The sequence below is a fragment of the Streptomyces sp. SID5469 genome (assembly GCF_009862865.1).
GTDB lineage: Bacteria > Actinomycetota > Actinomycetes > Streptomycetales > Streptomycetaceae > Streptomyces > Streptomyces avermitilis.
On the sequence record NZ_WWIN01000001.1, the window covers coordinates 5,457,484 to 5,471,415 of the forward strand.

General features: G+C 70.9%; 11 protein-coding genes. 2 read left to right on the forward strand and 9 right to left on the reverse strand.

What is annotated here, in order from left to right; genetic code table 11:
- Positions 1-184: 184 nt before the first annotated feature.
- From GTY58_RS23375 to GTY58_RS23385, 3 genes are all read right to left on the reverse strand, one after another.
- Positions 185-1,618 (reverse strand): recombinase family protein, encoded by a 1,434-nt coding sequence (locus GTY58_RS23375; protein WP_010985893.1) that lies wholly within the window; start codon positions 1,616-1,618, stop codon positions 185-187.
- Between the two features lie 204 nt (positions 1,619-1,822).
- A complete protein-coding gene (locus GTY58_RS23380) occupies positions 1,823-2,836 on the reverse strand; it encodes a Yip1 family protein (RefSeq protein WP_010985894.1) in 1,014 nt (337 codons plus the stop codon).
- Between the two features lie 73 nt (positions 2,837-2,909).
- Complete coding sequence (locus tag GTY58_RS23385) at positions 2,910-3,296, reverse strand: ATP-binding protein (protein ID WP_037649085.1); 387 nt, start codon at positions 3,294-3,296, stop codon at positions 2,910-2,912.
- Between the two features lie 143 nt (positions 3,297-3,439).
- On the opposite strand from GTY58_RS23385, the gene GTY58_RS23390 reads away from it, so the two are divergent.
- Positions 3,440-4,348, forward strand: coding sequence for a helix-turn-helix transcriptional regulator (locus GTY58_RS23390; protein ID WP_306292863.1), 909 nt, complete (start codon positions 3,440-3,442; stop codon positions 4,346-4,348).
- A gap of 11 nt (positions 4,349-4,359) precedes the next feature.
- Positions 4,360-4,545 carry a DUF397 domain-containing protein gene (locus GTY58_RS23395; protein ID WP_010985897.1) on the forward strand — a complete coding sequence of 62 codons (186 nt, stop codon included), beginning with the start codon at positions 4,360-4,362 and terminating at the stop codon, positions 4,543-4,545.
- A gap of 40 nt (positions 4,546-4,585) precedes the next feature.
- On the opposite strand, the gene GTY58_RS23400 is transcribed toward GTY58_RS23395, so the two are convergent.
- From GTY58_RS23400 to GTY58_RS23425, 6 genes are all read right to left on the reverse strand, one after another.
- On the reverse strand, positions 4,586-6,022 hold the full coding sequence (locus GTY58_RS23400; RefSeq protein WP_010985898.1) for an FG-GAP and VCBS repeat-containing protein: 1,437 nt from the start codon (positions 6,020-6,022) through the stop codon (positions 4,586-4,588).
- Positions 6,023-6,041: 19 nt separating this feature from the next.
- Positions 6,042-7,487, reverse strand: coding sequence for an FG-GAP and VCBS repeat-containing protein (locus GTY58_RS23405; protein WP_010985899.1), 1,446 nt, complete (start codon positions 7,485-7,487; stop codon positions 6,042-6,044).
- Between the two features lie 78 nt (positions 7,488-7,565).
- A complete protein-coding gene (locus GTY58_RS23410; protein WP_010985900.1) occupies positions 7,566-8,939 on the reverse strand; it encodes an FG-GAP-like repeat-containing protein in 1,374 nt (457 codons plus the stop codon).
- 48 nt (positions 8,940-8,987) lie between these two features.
- Positions 8,988-10,433: an FG-GAP-like repeat-containing protein gene (locus GTY58_RS23415; protein WP_010985901.1), complete on the reverse strand. Its 1,446-nt coding sequence runs from the start codon at positions 10,431-10,433 to the stop codon at positions 8,988-8,990.
- Positions 10,434-10,658: 225 nt separating this feature from the next.
- Positions 10,659-12,140 carry an FG-GAP and VCBS repeat-containing protein gene (locus tag GTY58_RS23420; RefSeq protein ID WP_010985902.1) on the reverse strand — a complete coding sequence of 494 codons (1,482 nt, stop codon included), beginning with the start codon at positions 12,138-12,140 and terminating at the stop codon, positions 10,659-10,661.
- A gap of 325 nt (positions 12,141-12,465) precedes the next feature.
- Complete coding sequence (locus GTY58_RS23425) at positions 12,466-13,911, reverse strand: FG-GAP-like repeat-containing protein (protein WP_010985903.1); 1,446 nt, start codon at positions 13,909-13,911, stop codon at positions 12,466-12,468.
- Positions 13,912-13,932: the final 21 nt, after the last annotated feature.

The following is a 13,932-nucleotide window of genomic DNA, read 5'->3' on the forward strand; positions in this document are numbered from 1 at the left end:
ATCGGCGAAGCCCCTGACGCCCCCACGGAGTTGGGAGACACGACCGAGGCCGAAATCCCCGAAGGATGGGGACAAGAAGGGGATGACCACGGACGAGTGGATCAAGATGCATCTTCGCCGTGCACCTGAGCGTGACGAGGAATGGGTGCGCCGTGCGCTCGTCTTGCAAGGGCGTGCGTGATCGTCAGCGCCACACAGGCTCGATGAGGCTGGGGTCGAACCTTCGCCGGCCTTTGCCTGCTGGGTGGATGATCACGGCTGACAGTCTGTGCAGCACAATCTCCTGCTGCCGTTCGATCGGCAGACCGAAGAACTCGTCCAGAGTCAGGTTCGCAGCGTCGCCCTTGGCCTCGGACTGCTTCAGTTCCTTGTAGAACCGGGCGCGCTCCAACTTCAGTTCATCGCGCTGTCGCTCCTTTCCGGGAAGGAGCTGCAAGAGCGTGGTCACAGTGATCTGCTTCGACCGCTCGGCGTTCACTAGCTGGGTGATGTCGTCGTTGACCTGCTCCAATTCGGCATTCCGTGACCACCGTTGGTCAATCGGAACGGTTGTGGCCGCTGCTCTCGCCCGCTGCTCTTCGAGTGCGAGTTCGGCTATCAGCCTGTCTACTGGTTCCCCGACGCGTCCCACCTTCCCGCAGCCGCCATTGACGACTGAGCACTGATAGGTGAACTTCGTCGCTTTGGAACCTGGCTGCCAACGTTGGTTGATCTGGCCTCGGATCTTCGTCTTGCACAGGCCGCAGCGCGCGATACCCGACAGCATGTACTTCCGGGCGAGCGACCTGCCGGGCTGCTTCTGCTTTCGCTCGGCAACTGCGGCGCACACCGCTTCCCATTCTTCGAGCGTGTTGATCGCTTCCCACTCGCCCATGACGGGTCGGCCGTCCTCGTCGTTCAGGACCTCGCCGTGATAGGTCCGGTATCCGACCAGTCGTGGGCTCGTGAGGATGTGCTCGACGTGGTGGTGAGCCATCCGCTTGGTACCTGCGCGGGGGTTGCCCAGGCCCTGCTCCTGCCAGCGCGTACGGATCGTGCCGATGCGAACGCCGGCAAGGATTTCGCGCTGGGCCTCCCGGATGGCTGCGGCTGCTTTCGGGTCGACCTTGCTTCGGTCTTCCTTGAGCCATCCGTAGGGTGCCGGTCCGCCGCTGTCCTTGCCTTGCTGGGCCAACTCCAGATGCTTGCGCTTGATGCGGCGCGAGGCATCGTGCGACGACTTGTTGGCGAAGGCGACCATGATGCGCGACATGGTGCGGCCGTCCGGCGTTCCGAGGTTGACGTCGTTGGTGACCGTCGCGAACTCCAGCCGTGGGCGCTCATCGAAGATCTCGATCAGCCGCTCGAGGTCTCGCGGCTGCCGCGCGAGCCTGTCTAGGTCGTACGCCACGATGCCGTCGATGAGGCCGGCGCCTAGGTCGCTCAGCATCAGTTCGAACTGCTCGCGTACGACGTGGCGCTTGTAGGCCGATACGTCGTTGTCCTCATAGACCTTCACGGCCTGCCAGGAACGGAGATCTGCAAGTCGCTCGCAGTCTCGGTGCTGGCGGGCTACACCCAGCGCATCGCCCTCGTCGTCCCGCGAGATGCGGGTGTAGATCCCCACTCGGCGTGCCACGTCCAGGCCTCCCCAGCCTCAAGAGCGGGGATCAGACTACTACTGTCATCAAGTCAAGTCGGCCTAGAGTGTCGAGCCGCCCGTGATCAGAGCCCCGGGCAGGTTCTCGACGCCTGAGGCGGCAAGCGAGAAGAGGGGCTCCCGGCGTCGCGCCGGGAGCCCCTCTCTCGTACCTGGTAGCTCGTACGTAGTAGCTCGGACGTACTAGAACGTGCCGAGCTTGATGATCGACAGGATCGCGATCAGCTGGATCGCCGACGCGCCGAGCGCCTTCGGCCACGGGAGGTCGTGGGAGCGGCTGACCATCAGCGTCAGCAGGGCGCCCGCCGCCACCCATGTCGCCCAGCCCAGGATCTGGACGAACGACGCGTCGCCGCCGAAGAACATCGCGACGACCAGGCGCGGGGCGTCCGTGAGCGACATGATCAGCATGGAGAGGCCGACCGTGGGCTGCCAGGCGCCGTCGCCGCCGAGCTGGCGGGCGAGGGTGTGGGTCACCACGCCCAGGATGAAGGTGCTCAGCACCATGGCCACGGCCGTGATCAGGACGATCGGCACCGCGTTCGAGAGCGTCGCGTTGATCGCGTCCGCGCGGGCCCCGTCGAAGCCGAAGACGGCGAGCAGGCCGTAGAGGAACGTCACGATGAGCGCCGGGCCCCACATCGTGTAGTCCCGCATCTGGAGGAAGGTCTGGTTGGGCGCGAGCACGATGCCGCGCAGCAGGTCCTTCCAGTGCAGACGGGGTCCGACGGGCGGGGCGGAGGCCTGTCCGGCGCGGTAGGTCTCGCCCTGGCCGTACGGGTCCTCGCCGACCGTGAACGCCTGGGTGTGCCCCGGACTGTTCGCCGCGTACGGATCGGGGCTCTGCGGGTGCCCCTGGCCGTAGCCCTGCTGTCCGCCGCCGTCGCCGAAGTACTCCGGCTCGCCGTGCCCGCCGCCGCCCGGCTGCGGCCAGCCCTGCTGGCCGCCGTACGGCTGTGCACCGCCGTACTGCTGCTGCGGCGGCGCGGCGGGGTAGCCGTACGACGGGCCCTGCGGGGCCTGCTGTCCGTACGGCTGCTGCTGCGGGTGTTGTTGCGGTCGCCCTTGCGGGGCCCGGTTGTCCCGGTCGCCGCGTCCGATCCTGAATCCAGCCACGTAATCGAACGTACCTGGTCCCGAAGAGTCACGTGCCGGGCCCGGGGCAACGGGCCCGGCTTTGCTGCCGACCTGTGACATCCCCTAAGGGGACGGCGGGCCCGGATTCAGTGACTGCTCAGGGTCGCGCCGTACCCATTAATCGCACAGGTGTTCAGAAGGGAACGGCTTTCAGCTCGCACCAGACGTATTTGCCCGCCGTGCCGTTGACCTGGAACCAGCCCCAGTCGTCGGCGTACGCGTCGACGAGGTGCAGGCCGCGGCCCGTTTCACCGTGCGGCTGGGTGGTCGTCGGGGGCGTGGGGTCCGTGTCCCACGCGCCGAGGCGGAACGAGGGGCCCGACTGTCTGAGCTTGAGCGCGGCGGGGCCGTCCGTGTGGCGGATGGCGTTGCCCAGGAGCTCGGAGGCCAGGAGTTCGGCCGGTTCGATGAGGGCGGGGAGGTGGTGGACGGTGAGGATGTCGCGGAGCGCGCGGCGGCAGATGCCTACGGCTCGGGGGTCGTGGGGGATGTAGAGGGTGTACTCCCAGGGGGCGGGCATACGGGTCTCCCGGTGGGGGCGTGAGGGGTGGGCGGCCTGCGGGCGGTGGCTGTGTCGCGACCGTCGTGGCGTGACGGGGCGGTGCGCTTCCGGGTCCCCGGAGGTTTCGCAGTGTGTGCGTCGCGTCACTTACAGTAGGGGTGATGTTTCACCCCGGTCAAGCTGAACTGGGATACTCGTGCTCCCAACTACTGGGAAGGAAGGGCGATATGCCGGCACGGAGCATCGTCACCGCGCGCCAGCAACGGCTTGGCGCGGAGCTGCGAAAGCTCCGGGAGCGGGCGGGGCTGACCGCCAGGGAGGCCGCCCAGGCGGCGGGCATTGCCGAGAGCAAGATCTCCATGACGGAGGCGGGGCGCGTCGGGGTGAGCGAGGAGCGGGTGCGGTACCTCGCGAGCCAGTACGCGTGTGACGACACCGAGTACGTCGATGCTCTGGTAGCCATGGCGAACGAGCGTGTACGCGGGTGGTGGGCCGAGTGCCGCGGTCAACTTCCGCCGAGCTTCCTCGATTTGGCCGAACTGGAGCATCACGCAGCGCGCTTGAGGTCGTTCGAGAGCGTGCACATCCCGGGGCTGTTGCAAACCGAGGAGCAGGTACGGGCGATGTACGCCGCGTCCGTCTCGGGGTTCTCCGAGGAGCAGGTGGACGCACGAACCGAGTTCCGGCTGCGTCGGCAAGGGGTGCTGGACAAGGTCCGCTATGAAGTGGTCATCCATGAGGCGGCGTTGCGCGTCAGGGTCGCCGATCGCAAGGTTGCCCGCAGACAGCTGTTGCACATCGTGGAGCAGTCCGAGCGCGCGCAAGTCACGCTCAGGGTCGTGCCGTTCGACTTGGACGGCTTCACCAGGATCGGTAACGCGATGCTCATCGCGGGTGGTCCTGTGGAGCAGTTGGACACCGTCCTTCTCGACAGCGCGCACGGAGGGACATTCCTGGATGCGGAGGCGCAGCTCAGCCGGTACCGGAGGGTCATCGACGACGTGGAGCGGGCCGCTCTGGGAGTCGTAGAGTCGAGGGACTTCGTACACCGGCTGGCTCAGCACACCTGAAAGGCCCTCACATGGCGGCGGTAAGCGTGTGGCAGAAGTCGTCGTTCTCCAGCGACGAGGACGCGCCCAACTGCCTTGAGGTCGCCGCCACCCAAGGAGCCCTGCGGCTCCGCGAAAGCGAAGAGCCCGGCACGGTGGTGACCACCACCGCGACCGGGCTCGCCGCCCTCATACGTCACATACGCTCGCGTCGCTGATCCTGTCGTGTCGGGCGTTTCCAGGAGCTGACGGGAACGGTCAAGAGGACTGCACGGAGGACCAGTTGGTGTAGTGCTCCTTGGGGAGCCCCACCGCGTTGCCCATGACGCTGTACGAGTTCCTCAGGGACGGGCCGGTCGTGGTTCCCTTGAACACCCAGATGCCGCCGGTGGAGTTGTCCTCGCCGGGTGCGCCGACCACCAGGTCGGGTTTGCCGTCCTTGGTGAGATCGGTGAGGCGGACGGTCGAGCCGAAGGTGTCGCCCCTCTCGGCGGTGCCCGGTACGGCGGTGGAGTTCTGGGTGATCGTGGTGGAGCCGGCGCCTGTGGGGCCACCCGCCCGACCCGGGACGAGAATCACGGACCCGGCACTACGGGCCGAGCCGAGGCGCTCACCGGGCACGCCCACCGCGATGTCGCCATAGCCGTCGCCGTTGACGTCCGCGACGCTCACGTCGGCGCCGAAGGAGTCGTAGGACTCGGCGGAACCCGGCACGCCCGGAGTGTCCTGGTGGATCAGGATCGGCTCGGCGGTGGCGTCGATGCCGTGTGCCCCGCCCGGCCAGATCGCGATCTGGCCGCCCTTGTGGCCGGTGCCCTCCTGTGGAGTCCCGTCGATGACCGTGTCACCGGGGTCGCCGACGACCAGGTCGCCGTAGCCGTCGCCGTTGACGTCACCCAAGGCCACGTTGTCACCGTCGGTGGAGAGCGGGGAGGCGGACGAGGCCGGGGGGTTGACGTACACGCCCCCGGAAGGGTGGTCGGACAGGCCCACGCTGATGTCGACGGACTCGGGGCGTCCGTTGCCGTCGAGGTCGCCCAGGGCCGCGTCGTCGAGCGACGGGGTGGCCGTTCTCAGGCTGGTGCGGGCCGGCTTGCCGGCCCGGGTGAACGGGCCGGTCAGGCGCAGACCGGCGCACCAGCCCGCCACGGAGACCTCGGCGGCGCCCGGCGCGGCCTTCGGATTGACCGCCGCTACTCCGGTGCCGTACGAGCAGCCCTTGGTGTCGCCGTCCGAGAAGGGGCTCGGGGCCGGCAGGACGGCGCTGCCCTTCAGGCCCTGCGCGCCGCCCCACAGCACGGTGACGCTGCCCCGGGTCTTCGCACCGGTCACGTCCTCGTAGGGCGCTCCGACGAGCAGGTCGGCGTAACCGTCGGCATCCAGGTCGGCGGAGGCCACGGAGGAGCCGAAGCCGTCGCCCGCCTCGGCCGCGCCCTCGACTCCCGTGGCGTTCTGCGAGATCAGCAGCTTCTTGGTTGTGCCGGGGCCGGACGCCGAGCCGTAGAGGACGACGACGGCGCCCGCCGACTCCTTGCCCGAGACGGTGGCATCGGGGGCGCCGACGACGAGGTCGCGGTACCCGTCCCCGTTGAAGTCGTCCGCGTACGTCGCGGGGGCCGCCGAGGCCGGGGTCGGCAGGGACAGTGGGGTTAAGGCCGTGGTCAGGAGGGCCGCGAGTGCCGTTGTGCTGCGCATGCGTGTGGGGTCCTTTGGGTCAGCCCGCGAGGTCCGAGCCGAAGGCTCCGGCCTGGGCGGTGGAGAGGCCGAGGTGGGTCGGGCCGAAGGTCGTCGCGGTGGTGGTGGAGTAGAGGGAGCCGGTCGCGCCGGGCAGGTGCCACGCGGCGCCCGCCGGGTCGTTCTCCTGCGCGGCGATCGCGGTCAGGTCGGCGTGGCCGTCGCCGTTGACGTCCGAGGCGAGCAGCTGGGAGCCGAAGCTGTCGACGGACTCCACGGCGCCCGGGACGCCGGGGCTGTCCTGGGTGAGGAACACCGCGCCGGTGGTCGTGAGACCCGAGGCCGAGCCCCGCAGCAGGGTGATCGCACCCGCGCTGGAGACGTAGTGCGCGTCGTCGCCGAAGGCTTCGCCGGGCGCGCCGATCGCCAGGTCCGCCCGGCCGTCCTTGTCGAGGTCCCCGACCGCCACCGCCTCGCCGAAGTCGTCGCCGTACTCGGGCGAGTCCGGCACTCCCGCGCTGCTCTGCGTCAGCGTCGTACGACGGCTGCCGCTGGGGCCCGTCGACGTGCCGTAGACGACGCTGATCTCGCCGCCCTTGGAGCCCGAGGGCTCGTTGTGGGGCTCGTCGGGGTTGCCGAGGACGATGTCCCCGTACCCGTCGCCGTCGAGATCACCGATCGCCGCCGTCGTACCGGCGCGCAGGGCGGCGCCCTTGGTCAGGCCGTTCGACGTGCCCTTGTAGAAGGCGGCGGCGGCGAGGTGTTCGCTGTTGGTCTTCCGGCCGGTGACGACGAGGTCCGCCTTGGCGTTCTTGTCGACCTTGCCCGCGGTCAGTCGCGGCTTGTCGACCCCGGGGGAGTACGAGGAGACACGGCCCGTCGAGCCGGACTTGGTGAACGGGCCGCGGATCAGACGGATCTTGTAACGGCTTCCGGTGGAACTCTGCGTGGAGACGGCGAGGTCGGGCTTTCCGTCGCCGGTGAAGTCGGCCGCCGCGATGCTCAGCCCGAAGGAACTCCCGTACTGCGGCTCGGGGTTCTTGACCGTCGTACCGCCGGAGAGTCCGGACGCGGAACCCCAGACGATGACGACCGTGCCGGCCGACTCCAGGCTGCCCGAGTCCTCCTCGGGGGTGCCGATCACCAGGTCCGCGTAGCCGTCGCGGTTCAGGTCGGCCGTCGCGACCTGGGAGCCGAAACCGTCGTCGGCCTCGGCCGAATCCGGGATGCCCGCGGTGTTCTGGCTGATGACCGTCCGCTTGTCCGGGTTCAGGCCGCTCGCCGTGCCGTAGACGACGGCGACCTGCCCGGCCCACGCCTTGCCGCCGGCCTTGGCGGCGGGGGCGGCGATCGCGACGTCGCGGTACCCGTCCCCGTTGAAGTCGCCCGACCGGCCCGAGGGGGCGGCGGAGGCGGGGGTGGTGGGGAGGGTGGTGAGGAGGCCGGTGGTGAGGGTGGCGGCCAGGAGGAGGGTGCGGCTGCGCATGAGGTGTCCCTTCGAGCGGTGGTCAGCCGGGGAGGGGGGAGGGGGGCGCCCGGCCGGGCGCCCCCGAGGGTGCGGGTGTCAGCCCGCCAGGTACATGCCGAGCTGGGGGTAGTACGCCGTGGACATTCCGAAGGCGCTCGGGCTGTAGTTCGTGGCGCCGGCGGTGGTGACGCCGTCGGCGGTGCCCTTCAGGAAGGTGAGCAGGCCGTTGCCGTCGTTCTCGGTGTCCGAGCCGACGACGAGGTCCGCGTGGCCGTCGCCCGTGACGTCGGTGAGCAGGGTGGCCGTGCCGAAGAAGTTGTTGGTCTCGGCGGTGCCGGGGATGCCCGCGGTGTCCTGGGTGAGCGTCACGACGGAACCGGGCCCGTCCGCGGTGCCCCGGTGGACGACGACCGCGCCCGCGTAGTCGGCCGCGGCGCCGCTCGCCGGGGCGCCCACGGCCAGCTCCGGGAAGCCGTCGCCGTCGATGTCGCCGATCGACGGGCGGCCGTACGCGCCGTCCGACAGCTCCACGGCCGGCTTCACGCCGGTGGCGGTGCCGTACGAGAGCGCGCTCCGGCCCGTCGAGCCCAGGTCGCCCTCGGTCGCGCTCTCCGTCTCGCCGATGACGATGTCGCCGTAGCCGTCCTGGTCGAGGTCGCCGATGGCGGTGCTCTTGCCGTAGGGAAGCTCCAGCTGCCGGGCGGGGGCCGACGTGGTGCCGTAGTAGAGGAAGTTGCGGTCCAGATAGCGCTCGGAGCCGAGCTTCTTCCCGGCGCCGACGACCAGGTCGGCCTTGCCGTCGCCGTTGACCTTTCCGGCGGTCAGGTTCACAAGGCGCGCGGCGGCGAAGGGGAGCGTGTACGTGAGCTTCGCGCCGGTCGCACCCGCCTTGGTGAAGCCGCCCTTGATGATCCACTGGGTGGTGCCGGAGGCACCGACGGCGAGGTCGGCCTTGCCGTCGCCGGTGAAGTCGGCGACGGCGAGGCTCGCGCCCCAGTAGTCGTGCTGGGAGACGGCCGGGTCCTTGACCGTGGTGGCCCCCGACAGACCGCTCGCCGAGCCCCAGACGATCACCACGGCGCCGCCGTTGGTGTCGTCGCCGACCTTCTCGTACGGGGCTCCGACGGCGAGGTCGCTGTACCCGTCGCCGTTGAGGTCGCCGACCGCGGTCGACCGGCCGAAGCCGTCCTCCTCCTCGGCCGAACCCGGGACGCCGGAGGTGCCCTGGTCGATGGACTTCCTGGTGCCGAGGCCGGTGGCCGATCCGTATCCGACGGCCACCGAACCGGCGTCGAACTTGCCGCCCGCCGTGGCGAAGGGGGCGCCCGCAGCGACGTCCTGGAAGCCGTCGCCGTTGAAGTCACCCACCAGGCCGGAGGGGGCGGCCGAGGCGGAACCCGTGGTGGCGAGGAGCGCGCCGGTGAGGGCGGCGGCCGTCAGTGCCGCGAGTGCGGCGGGGCGTATGCGCATGGCGGTTGCTGTTTCCTCGAGTGCGTGGAGAAGGTCAGGGGCGGGGTGTCAGCCGATGAGGTTCGCGCCGAACGCGCCGTACGTGGCCGGGCGGTCGAAGGCGGTGGGGCCGAAGCCGCGGTCGCCGTCGGGGGAGATGCCGGTGCCGTCGGAGAGCATCGCGGTGACCGCGCCGACGCCCTCGCCCTCGAAGGTCGCGGAGACCGTGTAGTCCGCCTTGCCGTCGCCCGTGACGTCCTTCAGCAGGACGTCGGAGCCGAAGTAGTCCATCGCCTCGGCGGTGCCGGGGACGCCGGAGGAGGCCTGCGAGAGGGTGCGGGCACCGGTGGGTGAGACGCCGGCGGCCGAGCCCTTCAGGAGGACCGTGGAGCCGGTGTCCTCGATGCCGTCGATGTCCTCGAAGATGACGCCGACGGCCAGTTCGCCGTAGCCGTCGCCGTCGATGTCGCCGATGGAGACGGCGCTGCCGAAGCCGTCGCCCGCTTCGTCGGCGCCGGGTACGCCGGGGGAGTCCTGGGTGAGTTCGGCCATGGGCGCGTCGCCGTTGACCGGGCCGCCCTCGGAACCGCGGATGACGGTGACCTTGCCGCCGAGGCTGCCCGTGTGGTCGTCCTCCGTGCTGAAGACGTTGCCGAGGGCGATCTCGCCGTAGCCGTCGCCGTCGATGTCGCCGATCGCGATGGTGGTGCCGCCGTTCAGGCCGCGCGGTACGGAGGTCTCCAGGCCCCCGGACGTGCCCAGGTAGGCGACGCCCTTGGACCAGTCGCCGGAACCGTCCTCGTTCAGGGCGGTGCGGTAGGTGAGGACGAGGTCGGCCTTCTTGTCGCCGTTGGTGTCCCCCGCCTTGATGGCGTCGATGCCGTACTTCGCCGTCTGGGGCAGGCCGATCCGCTGCGCGCTGCCGGTCGTGCCGGACCGGGTGAAGCCGCCCCTGACGACATACGCGTGCGAGGCGGTCGTGCCGGACGCCAGGTCCGCCGCGCCGTCGCCGTCGAAGTCGCCCGCCGTCAGGACACGGCCCCACTCGTCGTGCGCGGACGCCGCCGGGTCCTTGACCGTCGTACCGCCCGCGAGGCCGCTCGCACCGCCCCACAGGATCGCGACCGTACCGCCGTCGATGTCGCTGTCGACGTCCTCGCCCGAGGCGCCGACCGCGAGGTCCGCGTAGCCGTCGCCGTCGAAGTCGGCGATCGCGAGCGCGGAGCCGAAGGTGTCCTCCGCCTCGGGGGTGCCGGGCACGCCGGCCGAACTCTGGTCGATCACCGTGCGGTTGGCGGGGTCGAGGCCGGTCGCGCTGCCGTAGACGACGGCCACATAGCCGGCCATGCCCTGGTCGCCGACCTTGGCGTACGGCGCGGCGAAGGCGATGTCGCCGAACCCGTCCCCGTTGAAGTCGCCGGTCAGGCCGGAGGGGGCCGCAAAGGCGGAGCCGGGGAGGGCGCTGAGGAGGCCGGTGGTGAGCGTGGCGGCCAGGAGAAGGGTGCGCTTGCGCAAAAGGGACTCCGGGGTGGGAGGAAGAGACTCCGGGGCGGGAGAGGGCCCGCACCCGGTGGGTGCGGGCCCTGACCGGGCGGGACGGGCTGATCAGGTCGGGCCGCCGCGGTCCGCCAGCGCCCCGAAGGGGCGCGGGGAACGGCGCGACCGGCCACGGTGGTGCAGCGGACGACCGACGGCACAGCGGACGACCGACGGCACATCGCGGCACCTCCAGCGGAGCGCCTAGTCGGCGAAGAGGGCGCCGAACTGCGGCGTGCCCGTCGTCGAGACGCCCGAGGTGCTCGGGGAAAGGGTGCGGGAGCCGGTCGTGGTGATCTTCGTGCCGCTGGAGGGCAGGTAGGTGACCGCGCCGTTGGCGCTGTTCTCGTACGAGCCCACGAGCAGGTCGGCCCTGCCGTCGCCGTTCACGTCGTCGAGCTTCACGTCCGCGCCGAAGAGGTCGCCCTTCTCGTCGCTGCCGGGGACGCCCGCGGTGCTCTGGGCGAAGGCCTGCGTGCCGGAGGCGGTGTTGATGCCGCTCGCCGAGCCGTACAGGACGGTGACGATGCCCGTGTTGGTGACGCCGCCGATGTCCTCGTTCGGGGCGCTGACGACCACGTCCTGGTAGGTGTCACCGTTGACGTCGCCCAGGTCCAGGTCCCAGCCGAAGCCGTCGCCCTTCTCCGAGGTGCCGGGCACGCTGCCGGTGTTCTGGGTGACTCCCGCGGTCGAGGCGGGGCCGGACGCGGAGCCGTAGGTGATGTTCACCTTGCCGCCGTCGGCGGAGTCCGGGACGGTCGTGCCGTCGGTGGTGGTGTGGTCCCAGCCGGCGCCGCTGACGATGTCGCCGAAGCCGTCGCCGTTGATGTCGCCGATGCCCGTGACGATGCCCGGCTTGAGGGCCTGGGCGGACGCCACGTTCAGACCGCTCGCGGTGCCGGGCACGAAGTAGTTCGTGTTCCAGCCGTAGTCGGTCTGGGTCTCGTAGCCGTCGACGATCAGGTCCGTGCGGTGGTCGCCGTTCACGTCGCCGGCGGTGAGGCTCATCGGACCGTACGGGTCGGTGCCGCTGCCCGACACGATCGGCGGCTTGATCGTGGTGCGGCCGCCCGGCGTACCGGTGGAGCTGAAGCCGCCCTTGTAGACGTAGATCGTGCTGGCCGAGCTGCCGACGGCCAGGTCGGCCTTGCCGTCGCCGTCGAAGTCACCGGCCGCCAGGTCCTTGCCCCAGTAGTCGTGCGAGGAGACGGCCGGGTCCGGGACGTCGACTCCCTTGCCGGTGAGGCCGCTCGCCGAGCCCCAGAGGATGCTGAGGGCACCGCCGTTGGTGTCGGTGCCGACCTTCTCCCACGGGGTGGCCACGGCGAGGTCGTCGTACCCGTCGTCGTTGAAGTCGGCGTACGCCGTCTCGCCGCCGAAGCCGTCCCCGGCCTCGGCGGTGCCCGGGACACCGGTGGTGTTCTGGCTGATCGTGGTGCGCTTGGCGGACGACACGCCGGTGGCGCTGCCGTAGAGGGCGACGATCTGGCCGGCGCCCTGGCGTCCGTTCACATAGGCGCCGTGCGCCGAGACGACGACGTCGCCGATGCCGTCGTTGTTGAAGTCGGCCTGCGGGACCGTGGTGGAGTCCGCGGCCGTCGCCGTGACGGCCGTGAACGTGAGCAGACCGCTCGTCAGCGTGGCCGCGGCGGCCGTCGCGAGAGCGAGTCGCAGGTGCTTGTGCATGCGGGATTCTCCTGGGCATGCGGGGACGCCTGGCAGGCGTCCACAGTCAATGGGGTGCCGTACCGCCCGAATTTGCCTGGAGTTGTCCTGGGCATGGCGAGCTGTTCGGCGATCAGGAGACCGATCGTGATCGGTAAGGGTTGTACGTGAAACAGGAAAATTTTTGAGGGACGAGGCAACCTGTAAGGCGAGTTGGGCCTGTGAGGTGTTCCAGGCGCGTGAGGTGTTCCAGGCCTGTGAGGCCAGTGAGGTGTGTGAGGCGAGTGGGGTGCCGCCCGGGGAGGGCCGTGCCGCACCCCACTCGCCGGTCCTGGGCGGCCGGCCCTCAGGGAGCCAGCGCCGAGCCGAACCCCTTCGCGCCGGACAGGCCGAGCGCCTTCGGGGTCAGGGCGCGGGCGCCGGCCGGGCGGGCGTCGTCCGTCGTCGGTACGTACCAGACGCCGCCCTTCGCCGCGTTCTCGCCGGGAGCGCCGATCGCCAGGTCCGGCCGCCCGCCCGGGTGGTACGGGCCCGCCGTCAGCGTCGCGCCGAAACGGTCCGCCGTCTCCGCCGTGCCGGGGATGCCCGGCGTGTTCTGGGTGTACGTGACGCCGCCGGACAACGGGCCCTCGCCCGTGCCGTCGAGGACGGTGACCGAGCCCGCGCTCTTGAGCGAGCCGACGCCTTCGCCGGGCGCGCCCACGACCAGTTCGGGCGCCCCGTCGCCGTCGAGGTCGGCCGCCGCCACGGACGCGCCCCACGCGTCGCCCGGTTCGGCGGTGCCGGGGACGCCCTCGGACGACTGCGAGAGGCAGGTCTTCCGGCCGGACTCCCCGCTCGCCCCGCCCGCGCCGTCTGCCCCGCCGAAGCGGATCAGCACCGCTCCGCTCGACTCGTCGGGGCACGGCGAGGGCTCGTCGGCCTCGGGGTTGTCGTGCTTCTGGCCGAGGACGAGGTCGTCCGCGCCGTCGCCGTCCAGGTCGGCCGCCGCGAGCGACACCGCGTAGTCGCCGGTGCGCCGGGACTCGGCCGCGCTGCCGCCCGACCAGGACCAGACGCTCGTGCCGTACAGCTCCATGCCGGACCAGGTGACCGCGACGTCGTCCGTGCCGTTGCCGTCGAAGTCGCCGGTGGCCAGGGCGCCCGGGCCGCCGAAGTCATAGCCGTCGAGGAGGGTGGTGGCGGCCGGGGACGCCAGCGGGCCGGGGCGGAACAGGAGCGCGCCGCCCTCCTCGCCGCTGACGCCGAGCGCGAGGTCGACGTCCCCGTCGTGGTCGTAGTCGCCGGTCGTGAGGAGGCCGCCGACGCGCTCGTCGCCGTACGCGCCCTTCATGGCGAGCATCGCGTCCGTGCGGAAGCCGGACGCGGAGCCGCGTACGACGGTGATCGTGCCCTGCGCGTCGTGCGCGCTGTCGGTGAGGGACTCGCCGGGCGCGCCGACCAGCAGGTCCCCGTAGCCGTCGCCGTCGACGTCCGCCGTCGCGACCGCCTGGCCGAACAGGTCCGTGGCCTCGGCGTGGCCCGGTATCCCGGCGGTGTTCTGGCTGAGCGTGGTCGAGCCGGCGGTGCCGGGGCCCTGGGGGCCGCCCCAGAGCACGTGCACGTAACCGGCCCTGGCGTGGCCCGCGACGGTCGCGTCGGGCACGCCGACGGCGAGGTCCGCGTAGCCGTCGCCGTTGAAGTCGTCCTTGAGCGTGGACACGGCGGCCGCGGATCCGGCGAGCGGCAGGGTGAGTCCCGTCGCGGCGAGGGCGGCCACGCCCACCGCGACAGCCAGCTTCTTTGCACGCACGAGACTCTCCCAATGCCAGGG